Annotated in this window: 18 protein-coding genes and 1 tRNA gene; 14 read left to right on the top strand and 5 right to left on the bottom strand. The window is 67.7% G+C overall.

The window, feature by feature from the left end:
- A complete protein-coding gene (locus EL337_RS15490; protein ID WP_083442990.1) occupies nucleotides 1-1,776 on the bottom strand; it encodes a DUF222 domain-containing protein in 1,776 nt (591 codons plus the stop codon).
- 248 nt (nucleotides 1,777-2,024) lie between these two features.
- Here EL337_RS15490 and EL337_RS15485 point away from each other — a divergent pair.
- Nucleotides 2,025-2,098 (top strand) — tRNA-Pro (locus EL337_RS15485).
- Nucleotides 2,099-2,181: 83 nt separating this feature from the next.
- Here the strand turns inward: EL337_RS15485 and EL337_RS15480 are convergent.
- Both EL337_RS15480 and EL337_RS15475 read right to left on the bottom strand, forming a co-directional pair.
- On the bottom strand, nucleotides 2,182-3,396 hold the full coding sequence (locus EL337_RS15480) for a tyrosine-type recombinase/integrase (RefSeq protein ID WP_048631172.1): 1,215 nt from the start codon (nucleotides 3,394-3,396) through the stop codon (nucleotides 2,182-2,184).
- Between the two features lie 4 nt (nucleotides 3,397-3,400).
- Nucleotides 3,401-4,063 (bottom strand): hypothetical protein, encoded by a 663-nt coding sequence (locus EL337_RS15475; RefSeq protein ID WP_048631171.1) that lies wholly within the window; start codon nucleotides 4,061-4,063, stop codon nucleotides 3,401-3,403.
- Between the two features lie 141 nt (nucleotides 4,064-4,204).
- Here EL337_RS15475 and EL337_RS15470 point away from each other — a divergent pair, with 141 nt between their 5' ends.
- From EL337_RS15470 to EL337_RS15425, 11 genes are all read left to right on the top strand, one after another.
- Nucleotides 4,205-4,408: a helix-turn-helix domain-containing protein gene (locus EL337_RS15470; protein WP_048631170.1), complete on the top strand. Its 204-nt coding sequence runs from the start codon at nucleotides 4,205-4,207 to the stop codon at nucleotides 4,406-4,408.
- A gap of 55 nt (nucleotides 4,409-4,463) precedes the next feature.
- Nucleotides 4,464-5,447: a hypothetical protein gene (locus EL337_RS15465; protein WP_126316592.1), complete on the top strand. Its 984-nt coding sequence runs from the start codon at nucleotides 4,464-4,466 to the stop codon at nucleotides 5,445-5,447.
- Complete coding sequence (locus tag EL337_RS15460; RefSeq protein ID WP_048631169.1) at nucleotides 5,444-5,755, top strand: hypothetical protein; 312 nt, start codon at nucleotides 5,444-5,446, stop codon at nucleotides 5,753-5,755. The genes EL337_RS15465 and EL337_RS15460 overlap by 4 nt, the downstream gene beginning before the upstream one ends.
- Before the next feature lie 220 nt (nucleotides 5,756-5,975).
- Nucleotides 5,976-6,149, top strand: coding sequence for a hypothetical protein (locus EL337_RS15455; protein ID WP_220096910.1), 174 nt, complete (start codon nucleotides 5,976-5,978; stop codon nucleotides 6,147-6,149).
- 94 nt (nucleotides 6,150-6,243) lie between these two features.
- A complete protein-coding gene (locus EL337_RS28745) occupies nucleotides 6,244-7,056 on the top strand; it encodes a hypothetical protein (protein WP_048631166.1) in 813 nt (270 codons plus the stop codon).
- Nucleotides 7,053-7,511, top strand: a complete 459-nt coding sequence (locus tag EL337_RS15450) for a helix-turn-helix domain-containing protein (protein WP_048631165.1) — start codon at nucleotides 7,053-7,055, stop codon at nucleotides 7,509-7,511. The genes EL337_RS28745 and EL337_RS15450 overlap by 4 nt, the downstream gene beginning before the upstream one ends.
- Nucleotides 7,512-7,513: 2 nt before the next feature.
- Complete coding sequence (locus tag EL337_RS15445; RefSeq protein WP_048631164.1) at nucleotides 7,514-8,098, top strand: hypothetical protein; 585 nt, start codon at nucleotides 7,514-7,516, stop codon at nucleotides 8,096-8,098.
- Nucleotides 8,095-8,475, top strand: a complete 381-nt coding sequence (locus EL337_RS15440; RefSeq protein WP_048631163.1) for a capsid cement protein — start codon at nucleotides 8,095-8,097, stop codon at nucleotides 8,473-8,475. The genes EL337_RS15445 and EL337_RS15440 overlap by 4 nt, the downstream gene beginning before the upstream one ends.
- A gap of 30 nt (nucleotides 8,476-8,505) precedes the next feature.
- Nucleotides 8,506-9,390 (top strand): major capsid protein, encoded by an 885-nt coding sequence (locus EL337_RS15435; RefSeq protein ID WP_048631162.1) that lies wholly within the window; start codon nucleotides 8,506-8,508, stop codon nucleotides 9,388-9,390.
- A gap of 15 nt (nucleotides 9,391-9,405) precedes the next feature.
- On the top strand, nucleotides 9,406-9,870 hold the full coding sequence (locus tag EL337_RS15430; RefSeq protein WP_048631161.1) for a hypothetical protein: 465 nt from the start codon (nucleotides 9,406-9,408) through the stop codon (nucleotides 9,868-9,870).
- 170 nt (nucleotides 9,871-10,040) lie between these two features.
- Entirely contained in the window at nucleotides 10,041-10,421 is a 381-nt protein-coding gene (locus tag EL337_RS15425) for an HNH endonuclease (RefSeq protein ID WP_048631160.1), read from the top strand.
- 225 nt (nucleotides 10,422-10,646) lie between these two features.
- Here EL337_RS15425 and EL337_RS15420 read toward each other — a convergent pair whose 3' ends face one another.
- Both EL337_RS15420 and EL337_RS15415 read right to left on the bottom strand, forming a co-directional pair.
- Complete coding sequence (locus EL337_RS15420) at nucleotides 10,647-11,177, bottom strand: hypothetical protein (RefSeq protein WP_048631159.1); 531 nt, start codon at nucleotides 11,175-11,177, stop codon at nucleotides 10,647-10,649.
- Nucleotides 11,174-11,977 (bottom strand): TIGR02391 family protein, encoded by an 804-nt coding sequence (locus EL337_RS15415; RefSeq protein WP_220096909.1) that lies wholly within the window; start codon nucleotides 11,975-11,977, stop codon nucleotides 11,174-11,176. Before EL337_RS15415 ends, EL337_RS15420 begins: the two co-directional genes overlap by 4 nt.
- A gap of 571 nt (nucleotides 11,978-12,548) precedes the next feature.
- On the opposite strand from EL337_RS15415, the gene EL337_RS15410 reads away from it, so the two are divergent.
- Together EL337_RS15410 and EL337_RS15405 are read left to right on the top strand one after the other, a co-directional pair.
- Nucleotides 12,549-12,965, top strand: a complete 417-nt coding sequence (locus tag EL337_RS15410) for a hypothetical protein (protein ID WP_126316590.1) — start codon at nucleotides 12,549-12,551, stop codon at nucleotides 12,963-12,965.
- A 126-nt stretch (nucleotides 12,966-13,091) separates the two neighbouring features.
- Nucleotides 13,092-13,571, top strand: coding sequence for a CAP domain-containing protein (locus EL337_RS15405; RefSeq protein ID WP_232786733.1), 480 nt, complete (start codon nucleotides 13,092-13,094; stop codon nucleotides 13,569-13,571).
- The last annotated feature ends 6 nt before the right edge of the window (nucleotides 13,572-13,577 follow it).

Here is a 13,577-nt window from a genome sequence, read left to right as displayed (position 1 = left end):
TCAGAAAGGCGGTGGTTCGTCGGCGCCCGCGCTGCTTTCAGAACGTCGGACTTCGGTGGCTGTGTGCTGTGGTCGCTCGTGCGCACAGGCGCTTCGCCACTTCCGATCGGTGTTCTTCCATCTCGGAACTTCGGGACCTTCCGCATTGCGTCGGCGCTCGTCGTCGATGCGTTGTTGTCGGGCCCGTACGCGAGTGACGGTCCGCCTGGGCATCGTCAGGCCTGCGATGTGCTTCTGCGGCACCGCCGCGGCGGCAGGAACCTCAAGCGTGGGTGCACACAGCTCGGGAAAGACTGTTCGGCATCCCGGGTACGTCGTCGTGGCGTGTCCGTCGGGGTCAGTCCACACGATGGTTCCATCGGGGTACTGGACGTTCGACCAGCCTGCCCAGAATGTCTTGAGCAGATGATGTTCGCGACACAGACAAGCCAGATTCGCGGCGGCCGTGGGGCCGTAGGGATACGGAATCGTGTGATCGATGTCGGCGTTGGTTGCCGGGCGGTGGCAGCCGGGGAATCGGCACGTCTGATCCCGGCACCTCACGAAATCGGCGAGTCTCTTCGACGGACGGTACCGCCGTTCCGATGGTGCCTTGCCAGGATGAACCAACGTCCGAATCGTGGCGTGTTGAGCCACCTGGGCGGCCACCGCTGCCGGTAGAACCACGCCGCCGAGTATCAGAGCCGGGCGTGCCGCGCAGAATTCCCCCTGATCCGGCGCCAAGGCGGCCAGCAGACCCGCGAGGCTGTAGGAATGCCACGGCTTGGGCAGCAGCGGGGGATTCTGTCCGGCGAGCGCACGCCGCTGCGTGGCCACATCACGGTTCGGCGGTTGCGTTGCCGCACAGTCGGTATCGGCTGGACTGCTCGCTCCAGGGGTGGTTGTCGCGCGGTCGCATTCAGTGTGGGTGACACCATCGACGCCGACGCCGCGGTCTGCGGGGTGGGCGTCGTTCGCGGAAGCCGAGGCGACGGTGTCCTGATGAGCGATCACGTGGATGACGACCCCGCCGCCGGCAGGCTTGGTCGCGGCGCTGCAGGCTTCGGATTCGCACAGGCACGGCAAGCGGTCCCATCCGAAGGCCATCGCCCCCATTGCCGCGCCACGACGCTGGTCCATTGTCCGCGGATCGCGCTCACACACGGTGCGCGCGAGCGCGTCGGCCCGCTTGTCGACGGCCTCGCCGTCCGGGGCCGATATCGTCGCCGTCATATACGCAACACCGTTGGCCGAATTAGTCTTCACATCGACATATGCACTGCGGCAGGACGATTCAATGCGCCGCACCGCATACCGGTCGTGTTTGAGGACCACGGCGTCGACATCGTGCTGGGCCCTGTCTACAGACTTGGCGCCCCAGTCCCGCAGTGCTTCGGCCAACTCCGCATCCAGTCCCCGCAGCGCCTCGGCGTGGGTGACAAGCATGGTGCGTGAGCAGATCATCCGCACCAACCGATACGAGATCAGCCCCTCGGCAAATACCGTCCCCACTCGCGGCAGTCGTTCCCGTAACACCAGCGCGTCCGAGAGCAGCGCGCTGGCGGCTCCACTGGTCACCTCCTGTGCGGCGCCGATGCGCGCGCACACCGCAGACCAATTGTCGAAACGCCACTGCTCGCGTTCCGCCGATCCCGACTCCGCATACGCTTTTTCCAGCATGTCGGCCATGAATCCGAGCCGGGCAGCGCAGGCGGCGTTCTCCAGACGTGCACAGGCGCGGACGCCCTGGCCCGGTGTGCGGGCCGCTGCGACGCCGGTCAGGATGTCATCGAACACAGTTTCGAATCTAATCGGCGCCTGCGCCGCCGACCACGGTGTTCATCCCAGCTGTGGATGAAGTCGACCCTGTGGACAACTGGGTCGTGAATGCCGAAAGTGTCAGTGCCGGAGCGTATGGCGCTTTGCCATCAGCAGCCGCTGCCGACGTTGCCTACCGCCTTGCCGACACGAATCAAGGCGGTTGGGATCTGACCCTGGGCCTGAGGTAGAGTTTCGACCGCCTACCGGCGATCCCGGAGGCACCGCGGGCTGTGGCGCAGCTTGGTAGCGCACTTGACTGGGGGTCAAGTGGTCGCAGGTTCAAATCCTGTCAGCCCGACACAGGTCAGAGGCACTTTCCGAGGTTTCGGGAGGTGCCTTTTTCCGTCCCATACGCCAACCCGTACGCCAACCCGCAGGTGTTCACGGGTGCCCGCCGACGTCCAGTAGCCCCAACCGTCCGGCCAATCCGTCGATCGCAGCGCGTGCGGTGTCGTCGCTAGTGTGGCCGTAAACGTCGCCGGTGATGGCGATGGACGAATGCCCGAGCAGATCCGCTACCGCCTTGATGTGGACGCCCGACTCCAACCAAGCAACCGCGGCGGAATGCCGGAACGTGTGTGCGCCCACCTTTTCGATGTTGGCCGAGCGCGATGCGACCTCGACCACACGTAAGAGATTCCGTGGATCTACCGGCCCGCCGAGTTCGGTGGTGAACACCAGGCCGGAGTTCTGCCATTGGTTCGCCGCCCGTAGTCGTTCGGCTGCCTGCCGTGCCTTGTGCTTTCGCAGCATCGACACCACCGCCGGATTGAGCGGCACCGTGCGCCGTGATCGCACCGTTTTCGGTTCGGTGATAACCAACCGCCCTCCGACCCGGCTGATCGTTGCCGCCACCCGCAGCATCCCGGCGTCGAGGTCCAACGCATCCCACGCCAACGCCAACGCCTCGCCCTTACGCATCCCGGTCGAGGCGATCAACACCAGCGCCGGGTGATAGCGCGACGATTCTGCGGCGCGTAGGACCGCGGTCACGTCCTCGGCGTCCAAGTGCCTAGCCTCAGTGCGTTCGACGCCCGGGCGTCGAACCTGGGCCGCCGGATTACGCGCCAGAAGGCCGTCGCGCACCGCGCCGTCTAGCGCCGCGCGGAGGACCGTGTAGGTGCTGCGGATCGTCGAATCGGAGAGCGCGCGAACCGGTGCGGGTTCGGCGTCGCTATCCGGGTCGGGGCGGCCAGGCTTGGTTTTGGCGCGCAACCGCAGGACGAGTGCCTCGACGTCGGACGGCCGCAACTTGTCGAGCGGTGTCGCGCCGAACGGCGCGGGCTCCAGATGCACCTTCGACAAAGTGGTGTAGAGCGAACGGGTCGTTTCTTTGCGATCGGATGCGGCGAGTGTCGTTGCGCGCCAATGCGCGAGCCAGTCGGCGACCGTGGTGCTCGCATCCTTGACCGGCGCACCGGCGTCGACCCGTTCCCGCGCCGCCTTCATCTTCGCCATCACCGCCCGCTTGGTCGGGGCGTAGAACGACGCCCGCCGCTGCCGACCCGTGTCGGGGTCGGGGTAGGTCATGCGGGCCTCCCAGGTGCCGTTCGCACGTTGGTAGACGTTGCCCTCGCCGTTGGACCGCTTGCCCATGCCGTTACGCCTTTCTCATGCCCTGCGACGTGGCCGGTAGGTGTCCGGCCTTCCTTGCGTCGGAGACGTACCGCGCCGCGGTGCGCCGACTGATGTTGTTGCCGTCCGAATCGCGGAACGCGTCGCGGATCGCTTCTAGCGGTTTGCCCGATAGGTGCGCTTTGTAGATCATGGCGACCCGTTCGTGCCGTGCGTCGGTCGCCTTTCGCGGTCGACCGCGCCGCACCTCCCGGACCGCCTCACTTGCCGCCCCTCCGTCGGCCCAATCCGGCGCGGTCAAGGTGTCCCACACGTCGGTGCCGGGTTGCACACGCGAAGCGGACCTTTGGGCCGCGTTTCGCACGATCATGTCGCGCCACCATTCGAGGTTGTCGCGGACGAGTCCTAGGTGCGCACCGGTGATCTCGACACCATCCGAGGCCGCCGTCACCTCGAACCGGGTGAACGACGGAATGCCCTGCCGCACTTCGATGGTCATTCGCAGTACGGGTTGCTCCCGCGCCTTGCCGGGGAAGTACCCCCAGGCGTCGATCCGTTCCGGCACGAACACGTCACGCACGGCGACGAGTGGTGTTCCGAAGGCCCAACTGATCTCGCCGACCTTGACGCCGGTTTCATCGCCAGCGCGCAGATCGTAGGTCTCTTGTAACGGTGCGCCGCCAGCCATGATCGGGCCTCGCTTCCATCATTGCCAACAATTGGGTCGCTAATGGCAACGACAACAATGCCATCTCTGGCACATGATGGCAATTACCCGCTCGGGCACCCGCGGACATCGGGGAAACCACGACCTTACGGAGAAGCCAACATGGACAACACACCCGACGACCGGCTCCTGGTGCCGATCCCCGAAACATGCGGCCGCCTTGGGGGAATCAGCCGCACGATGATGTACGAGCTCATCGACCGCGGCGAGCTGGTCAAGGTCAACATTGGTCGCCGCGGGTTCATCACCGCCAAGAGCATTGCCGCGTACGTCGAGCGACTCACCGCGGCCGCCACGGCATCGTGACCACGCACGGCCACGCCCAACACCGGCGCGACGTCGAGAGCGGGGCGGGTACGTTGTGAGCGGGCAGTTGGTGGGCGAAGTCCTCGACGCCCGTTCCGGCCAGCTGGCTGACCTAACGCAGGCGCAGACCCTCGCGCTAGTGGCGATCGCCGAGAAGTGTCATGCGGATAGTCGGCAGGGTGCCGTTTGGCTGGCACACGTCGAGGCCGCGATCGGCAAATCAAAGCGGACGGCGGTGCGGACGCTTGAGCAGTTGAAGGACCGCGGACTGATCCGGGTCGTGAAGCGTGGTTACAAGTCGCACGGTGTGATTCGGCCGAACATCTTCGAACTGTTGGTGCTTGCGCCACCCAGGACGGCGCAAGCGAACGACGGTGGTTGTGCCAGCCAGGATGGCGCGAGCGCAGACGATGTGCTTGCGCCAGATCCCGACGTGCTTGCGCCAGATTCGAACGTGGTTGCGCCATCCCTGGGTGGCAACCTAAACGGTTCTAGAGACGGTTCTAAGGACGGGGGGGCGCGGGCGCGCGAGGCATCGCCGACCCCCGAACTAGAACCGTCGAGCGACGACCCCCCACCCACATCCCAGCGAATAGCGAAACCCGAAGCGACGGCAGCGGCTACCGCCGCGCCGCCGACACCCGACCCAGACGGCGCACTTGCCGACGACGCCACCGAGACAACCACGCCGGGCATCGACGGCGGGGCGGTCGATGTCGAACCCGACCCCACGCCGCCCTGGTACTGCGGTCGGCACCCGGACGACGTCGACCGGCCGTGCCACGCGTGCAAGATGCGACGAAAAGCCTGGGAGCGCGACCACCCCGACGGCGTAGCGGCACCCGGTCGCATCACGCCGTCGAGTCCGTTGCCAGTGCCTGGATACCAGTGCCCGCGCTGCCGTGACGGCGGCCTCGTCCTGAACACCGACGGCAGCGCGCTCGCATCAGGGCCGCTCGTCTGCCACCACGACGGGACCTGGCACGAGGCCACACCCGACGAACGATCCGACCTGAACCAACGCAGGAGACCCGCATGAACCACCAACCGGCCCAGTTGCCGTTGATCGAGCCGTGCCCGATCTGCGGTCGCCTCGCACCGTCCCAGATAGCCCGACAACAGCAGCCGAACGGGTGGCGTTGGTGGCCGCCGCATTCCGCGTGTTTCTGGACCGCCGTCCGCTGGTATCCCGAATCGGCCGCCGTCCGCTACCGGCCGAGCATCGTCGACGACGCCGAATGGTGGTTCCAGGTGCAGGCTCGTGCACGTCGTGCGCGCCGTGATCGGCCGCCGCGTCGCCGCCGCCGTATCGACGATGAACGGCCCGACCTGCGGGTGGTGTCGTGATCCGGCGCAGTGCGGCCGAACGGGCGGCCCTGACGGCACGTGTGGCCGCGATCCGGGCATGTCCCCGATGCGACCCGTCGGGGTGGCGTCTCGGCCCGGACGGGGCACCGGTCGACCCGGCGACCCGATGCGGCCACGGCGAGCGCACTGCGCCACCGGCGGGCCGCGATGTCACCGAGCCGATCCACGAACCACCGGGGCGTGCGCCGTGAGGGCACACGTGGACGTCGAGACCGCGATCGGGGTTGTGGCGAAACGTGACCCGGCGCGGATCAGCCTGCGGATCGGTCCGGTGTTCGTGACCATGACCGCCGACGAAGCGCTCGCGCTGGCCCATGACATCGCCGACGCCGTGGCGACACTGCGCGCCGCATACCCGCGGGACCGGCCATGATCGCCGCCGCCCTCAACGCCACTCACCTGCTCGTCGGGTTCCTTGCCGGATGGCTGGCCGCCCGAATCATCAACGAACGCAATGGAGAACAATCATGAGCGACCACGCGGGCCAGCCCGACGACGGCCAACCCTTCGACGAGGAGGCGTTGGTGGTGCGGGTGGCCGCCCGGCAATCGGCCATGTGGACGCGCCGCCTCGGCTACGAGGTGAACGTGCCCACCGACCGCGACCCCGACGAGGTGCGCCGCGAGGTCCGGGCCGACGCCACGGCCACCGGCGCGCTGTGGTTCGGCCTGGCGTACCTGGACATCGGCTTCGCGGCCGCGGTCACCCACGCGTCGACTCCGTGCGATTGCTGCACCGACGACGTGGGTTGGGCGGGGATGCCGTGGGCGGTCTACATGGCTGCGGCGCGCCGCCTCGTCGGCATCGGCGACGCGTTCGGCCGGGTGATCGACGACCCGGACATCCGGGCCGCCGCGGAGATGTTGCCGGTGTGCTGCGCCCGAGACCGCGCCCAGGTCGAGCTGCGGGTATGGCGGATCGTGAACCGGTTGCGGGACATCCTCACCGAAGCGGAGGTGGACACGCTGCGGCTGCGGTGCGCCGACGGTGACAACGACTTCGAGTTGCGTTGCCTACGGGCCGGTTACATATCGGCCCTCGGGCAGATCACCGGCGACGAGGACATGACATCCGCTGCCGCCGCGCTGGCCATCCGCGAAGGGCGTGAGCGGCCGTTCGGCGGGCTGACGATCCCGGCGGTGTGGTGCGTGGCCGCGCCGTTCGTGCGGCGGCGTGGCATGGACGTCGCACCGGACACGTTGGCCGCCCTGCTGCGCGACGAACTCGTCCGCGTCGACTCGCTGATGGTGCACCCGGACGCCGACACGGGTGCGGTGTGATCAGCGCGCAGCGTGGGGTGTTCATCACCACCGACGACGCGGCCTACATTGCCTCGGCCCTCGACTTGGTGGGCCGCCTACTTGCCGAGCAACGCGACGAGCACGGCCACCCAACGCCGTCGCAGCCGTCGCCTCGGTTGGCCGCCACGACGGCGAAGCTGCACCGGACTGTCGCTTCACTGGCGGTCCGCGATTCGGCCGGTGACCACGCACAAGGATCTGAACCGCCAGACCAAACCACCAGTGTGCGTGCACCGCAACGGGATTCCGTGGACGCTGGGCCGCATGTCATTGGTACCGGAGAGGCCGCTCGACGACTCGGCATCACGCCGAACGCCGTCCGCGACCTCGCCCGCCGAGGACGACTCGCCGTCACCCACACCGGCACCCGGTGGCGATTCGACGCCCGCGCCGTGCACGCCCTCGCCGAACAGCGGGCATCCGAGCGGCGGTAGCCGTGCCTAACCTCCGGACGATCCGCGGCGTCGAGTTGGTGCGGGTCGGTACGTGGGAGATCAGCACCGGGGAGTGGACCGTGGCCGCGGACGATTTGCGGTCGGCCGTGGCCGCGCACGCCGCCGGTGTTCTGCCGCGGCCTCGGTTGAAGATCGGGCACACCGATCCCCGCTTCGATGGCCTCCCAGCCCTGGGCCGCGTCGACAACCTCCGACTCGCCGACGGCGGGAACACGCTGGTCGGCGACTTCGTGGACGTGCCCGCCGCGGTCGCCACGCTGCTGCCGCACTCGTACCCGTCGCGGTCGGTGGAGGCGCTTCTCGACTACACCGCGCCCGACGGCACCGTGTGGCCGCTGGTGATCCAGGCCGTGGCGCTACTGGGCAGCACCGCGCCGGGCATCGAAACGTTGGCCGACATCACCAACCTCTACGGCGTGGCCGCATCGTCCGCGCGCCGCGTCGTGGTCGCCGCGGTACCACCGCGTGGTGGAGAGCCGGCCACGCATGCCCGTGCCATCGCCGTGGCGCGCGCCCGACGGACCCGCAACACCCGAACCGTCTCACCAGAGAGGACACCCACATGAGCACCACGATCACCAACCCGTACAGCTACGCACCGGGCGAGAACATCACCGGCGAGGCCACCGGTGCCGTCACCGCACGCCGGTTCGTGAAGATCTCCGGGAACCGCACGGCCGCGGGCAATCTCGCCGTGACCGCGGCTGCGGCCGGTGATCGCGCCTTCGGCGTCGCCGCCAATGACGCCGCCGCAGGGCAGCTGGTCCGCGTCGCCCGCGGCGGTGTGGTGAAGGTCATCGCCGCCGGTGCCATCGCCGCCGGTGCCGAGGTCCAGGTGGGTGCCGGTGGCGCAGTGTCCACCGCGGCCGCCGGGGTGGTCGTCGGGTTCGCCGTGACCGGTGCCGCCGACGGTGCCGTCGCCGAGATCGCCTTCCCGGCCTAACACCCGACACGACCGAAAGGAACACGACCCATGCCCAATGCGTTGATCCCCGAACTCAACGGCCGCCAACTGACCGTTGACGTCGCCCTCCGCCAGCCGACGATCCTCAAGGCGCGGATCGCCCAACTCGCCGACGCGGACCTACTGCTACCGAAATTCTTCCGCCAGCTCGGCGCACCCGTGCAGGGTGGCGGCCTGCTGTTCTCCGTAATCGCGGCCGCAGATTACTACGCGTCCGACGTCGAGATGCGCACGCCCGGTGCGGAGTACCGCGTAGTCGAGGGAGTTGATCCGACGCCGCAGATCGCGGCGGTGGAGGACTGGGGCGGTCGGTTCCAGGTGACCGACGAGCAGATCACCCGCAACGCCGTCAACTACCTCGACCAACAGACCACGCAACTTGCGAACACGATTGCGCGGAAGCTCGACAACCGCGCCGTTGCGGCGTTGCAGGCGGCCAACATCGGCACCTTCGCACCCGCCGCCGGTTGGGACGATCTCACCTTCGTCGGCCCGTTGACCGACCTCACCCCGTCGGCCGACCGACCCACCGCCCACTTCGCCGAAGCACAGGAGATGGCCGACCTCGAGGAGCTCGGTGTGCACCACGACATCCTGGTCGTGCATCCCGAGCAGGCCCGGCAGTTGCGCACCGCCTACGCCGAAGGGCTCGACGACATGCTCGCCTCGGCCGGGTTCAGCGAGGGCATGTTCGCCAACCCGCGCGTACCCGTCGGCGTGGCGTTCGTCGCCCAGAAGGGCATGGTCGGCACCATCGGATTTGAATCAGCGGGCCTGGTCGTCGAGGTATACGACGACCGCTCCACCCGATCCAAGTGGGTGCAGGCCTACGCCGTGCCCGCCATCGCCGTGGACCGGCCCTACGCCGCCAAGAAGATCACCGCGCTCAGCTAGAAGGGAACCGGCACAATGGAATTCACACCGGAACAGATCGCTGCGCTACTCGGCGCGTTGGGGTTGCCCGACGACACCGCCGACCCGCAGTTGGTCGTCGACACCGCACTTGATCTCGCCGCGCAACTCGGTGACCCCGCGAAGGCGTCCACGATCGCGGCCAGCGCCAAGCGCGCCGGACTCGAGGTGCTCGACAACGACACCGCCGCCGCACTACGCCGCGACGCCGCCGAAGGCCGCACCATTAAGGCCGCCGCCGCCAAGGCCAAGGTCGAGGCATCGGTCGACGCGGCCGTGTCCCGAGGTGCGATCACCGCAGCCCGCAAGAAATTCTGGGTCTCGTTGATCGAAGCCGATCCCGACATGGCCGAGGTGCTGGCGAAAACCCCCGACGAACTCGCCGTGCCGCTGTCCGAGGTGGGCCATTCCGCCGACAACACCGGCGACCTCGCCGAACCCGCGCCCTGGTTCTACGCGTAGGCCACTAGACCCCCTGGGATCACGCGCGGTTATGCGGGCCGCGTACCCAGGCCGCGCCGTGTCCGGTTGTCAGATCCCGGACGCGGCACGCGGCACCCCCGGTCGGTCTCCTTCGTCAAGCGCGGGCCGGGGGTGCCGCACCACCACCACACGACTGGGGAGCGGTTCACATGCCGTCACGCACCGGCCGCGGACAACAACCGCCAACCGGCAGGCGAACCAACAAGCAGCGCGGCCTCGGATGGCAACACACCCAGAACCGCGACAGACTCCTCGCCCGCCACCGGGACGGGAGGCCGTGCTGGTGGTGCGGCAAGCCGATGTGGCGCGACGCCACCCGGAACCCCGACCGTCGACCGTTGCACGCCGATCACACACGCGCACGATCCCGCGGCGGCACCACCGCCGACCGGCTACTCCACGCCGTGTGTAACGAGGCCCGTGGTGACGGATCGCGCGACCACGACCGCCCGGCCGCCGAGACGGTCGCAGGCCGCACCGACGCCGACCTCGGACCGTTGGCTATGCCATGGCCGGACTTCGACCGCTGACGGCGACCAGGGCCGCCAGAACCGGCACCCCGACCCCACCCCGAGGAGATCTCGCGAGAATGTTGGTGGGGGCGGTACCGGACCCCTCCGCGGTCCGTTTGGAACTTTTTTTGTGCGCGGGCGCAGAAAAACGGGCCTCGGCACGGGTCGGGGGGTGCCGACGGGGTAGTTATGACCGGGTGTGGTTGTGGCGCAACCAATCTGGGCGGCCGACCGGGCTAATGATCACTGGCCGATCTGTAGGTTTGCCGCCGCGATTGGTTTGGACACGTAGGTACGGCCACCGCTCGACACCGTGGCGACGATCTGTTGCGGCTTGCCCTCGATCCGGTCCGCACCCGACTTCAGGTTGGTTGCCGCGTCGAGGTACATGAAGAAGGTTCGTTCGGCACCGGCCGGGATGTCACACGGGACCTCGGGTGATCCGATCTGCTCGCCGATGACGCCGAAGGACGTCCCGCTCGGGTCGGCTCGGATTGACCATTTAGCGACATGAAACGGTGCGCGCCCGGCGTTGACGACCGTCACGCCGACGATCAACGGGCCGGGCTGTAGCTGTTCGGCGGCGCTCACCAACGATGACCGGATGTCGCGGGTCGCATCGTTGGTGACCATCCCCGGCGGTGTCAGCATCCCGATGATCGGGGTGAGTTTCGGTCGCGCGCCCTGCATTAGGAACGTGTAGACCTGCCACGTCAGCGACGATGCGGCAAGGCCGAAGCCGAGCACGCCGAGGACGAACGCGGCGACCGTCACGGCTTCCCCGGCGGTGCTTCGATGAGGTCGCATTGGTCGACCCACCGGGCCAACAGGCTGAGTACCGAAAGGCGTTCGACGGCTTCCTGTGGGGTCATCTCGCCCGGCCCGTGGGTTGCGGGGTTGCGGATCGTCATTTGTGCGCCGGGCGCGAATTGGCGGAGGCCGTTGTTCATCGACACAACGGTCTTGTCGGTTTGGTCGCCCGGCCACCGCAGACGCGGTTTCCCCGGTTCGGGATCGTCCTTGGAGAACGCCTGCTGCCATTGCGACGTGTCGTCGATGTCCCGTCGGCCGGTGCGCGACTTCACCAACTGCACGACGCCATCCGCGGCGGCCGACACCGCCTGCCGGTAGTGCTCGTCACGCCATAGCCGCGCGGCCTGTCCCCACACCGCCGGATGCATCTCCGCGACATCGACCGTCGGCGGCTGCTCTGCCTCGGCGCGGTCGGCTAGTTCGCCGAGCGAGCCGATCATCTGGTTGCACGCGTCGATGATGTTGGCGGGTTCAAGCATCGGCTTGGGTTGCGTGACGGTGTGCCAGGCCGCGACGGGATCGACGACATTGCGTTGCCCGGTGTGGTCCACAACCCCGATCACGCAACCCGTGAGGTGGGGCGCGCGCCGTGCACGTCCGGCCGCCTCCGACACACGGGCGCGGAGTGAATCCACCTCGGCCGGATCGGAACTGACTAGGGGCATCACGGCTGGCAGGAGGCCCATGCCCGGCCCTCGGTAGGTGTCCGTGTGCAATGCGAGGAACGACTTGAATGCGTCACGGAAGGCCGCGACGTGCACGGCGAGGTCGCGGAGGTAGGTGGGGTTACGGTCGGCATCCGCCATGACCACGCACGCTACTTCCGGTCAGCCGGGGTGGAGTGCTGCGACATGCCGGTTGATCGCCCCGCGTACGCCAACGCGTACGCCAACCACGCCAATATCGGGGGTGTTAGCGGGTGTCGGCCGGTGTAGGCAAATCGTGCTGACCTGCGCAAACCCTTCACATATGGGCACCCGTTGACACCGTTCGGCTACCTGGGGGTCAAGTGGTCGCAGGTTCAAATCCTGTCAGCCCGACATTAGAAAAGGTCTTTGACCTGCTCTTTGCCAAAGAGCGACGACCGAGCGTGAGTCCAGCGGTCCGGCACTTTGTCACAGGTGGTCGCCGAGGTGCGCCAGCGGCATCGCGTGCGCGTGGGGTCAGCTCGGCTTCCAGCCGCCTGCGCGAGACCTTTTGGCTCGGCCAGGACGTCGGTCCGCCCTGAACGCCGCGTGGGCGGTATGCGTTGGACCGGCGCGGAACGCGTCGTTCGCAGGCAGGGCCCACTAGGATCCATCTCTTGAAAAGACAAGCATCCTTGGGGGGAACGTGAAGACTGCGATCATCGCCGCCTGTGCGGCAGCCTGCGTCACCGGCTCGATAGGGCTTGCTGCACCGGCGTGGTCTGGCGGTCCGGTGTTCAATGGGACGTTTCTGTTGGTGACCGAAGACGGCTCAACCGACACCTGGGTCGTGACGCCGTGTGGCTCCGGCTGCGCGCACGTCGTCAGCGACAGCGGCCATGTCGATGTCGACGCGCGGCTGGCGAATTCGCAGTGGACGTTCACCTACACGCACCCGACAGGTTGGGACTGCGAAGACGGTACGGACGCACCCGCGACACGGCGTGTCGGGGTCGACGCGGCCACACTCCAGGGCACGGTGGCTCAGGGTCCGGACAACGTATGCGGGGAAAGCGATGTGATCGATGAGCCATTCACCTTCACCCTGAACCAGATCGGCTAGTCCTCGGGGAGCGGCGCATTGTCGCTCAGCGATCTCCCGTTGCCCGTCTTCATCTCGTTTGTGTAACGAACGTCGGCGGCAGTGCGAGAAACAACTGTGCAGTGGAGTGGGATCACCCCAGGCAACGTGACCGCGAAGACCAAGTTCGTCGGCGTCTTCGCGCTCTGCTCTGTCGTGACCATGGCTGTCGGCACATCTGCCGGCCCGTCGGCGCAGGCCGACGCCCGGGCAACAGGGATATATGTCGGCGTCAATCAGCAACGCCAGGCATGCGGGGCCGTCAGTGAGGATGCGCGTCTGACCGCGGCGGCCCAGCGGCACGCCGACGACATGCTGCGCAACAGCGCTTTCAGCCACACCGGTTCGGACGGCTCGTCACCGCGGGCACGCATGTCCGATGCGGGTTACGGCAGCGCAGGCTCCACTGGTGAGATCGTGTTCTGGGCCACTGGGTCTGCTGCGACCGCCGAGTCGGCCATCGCCTTCTGGATGCAAAGTCCCGGGCACCGAGCGATCATCCTGAACTGTGGATTCACCGCCGGTGGCTTCGCCACCGCCTCCGACGGCAACATGATGACCGCCGTCGGAGACTTCGCCGGTCCGTAACTCCGC

This window comes from Mycolicibacterium aurum (assembly GCF_900637195.1).
Lineage (GTDB): Bacteria > Actinomycetota > Actinomycetes > Mycobacteriales > Mycobacteriaceae > Mycobacterium > Mycobacterium aurum.
The sequence above is the reverse complement of the archived record's forward strand: the minus strand, read 5'-3'. Positions and strand labels throughout refer to the sequence as shown.

Coding starts and splice junctions, on each gene's coding strand:
- EL337_RS15480 (WP_048631172.1), bottom strand. CDS start 3,396: ATGGGCAAGCGGTCCAACGGCGAGGGCAACGTCTACCAACGTGCGAAC.
- EL337_RS15475 (WP_048631171.1), bottom strand. CDS start 4,063: ATGGCTGGCGGCGCACCGTTACAAGAGACCTACGATCTGCGCGCTGGC.
- EL337_RS15470 (WP_048631170.1), top strand. CDS start 4,205: ATGGACAACACACCCGACGACCGGCTCCTGGTGCCGATCCCCGAAACA.
- EL337_RS15460 (WP_048631169.1), top strand. CDS start 5,444: ATGAACCACCAACCGGCCCAGTTGCCGTTGATCGAGCCGTGCCCGATC.
- EL337_RS28745 (WP_048631166.1), top strand. CDS start 6,244: ATGAGCGACCACGCGGGCCAGCCCGACGACGGCCAACCCTTCGACGAG.
- EL337_RS15440 (WP_048631163.1), top strand. CDS start 8,095: ATGAGCACCACGATCACCAACCCGTACAGCTACGCACCGGGCGAGAAC.
- EL337_RS15435 (WP_048631162.1), top strand. CDS start 8,506: ATGCCCAATGCGTTGATCCCCGAACTCAACGGCCGCCAACTGACCGTT.
- EL337_RS15430 (WP_048631161.1), top strand. CDS start 9,406: ATGGAATTCACACCGGAACAGATCGCTGCGCTACTCGGCGCGTTGGGG.
- EL337_RS15425 (WP_048631160.1), top strand. CDS start 10,041: ATGCCGTCACGCACCGGCCGCGGACAACAACCGCCAACCGGCAGGCGA.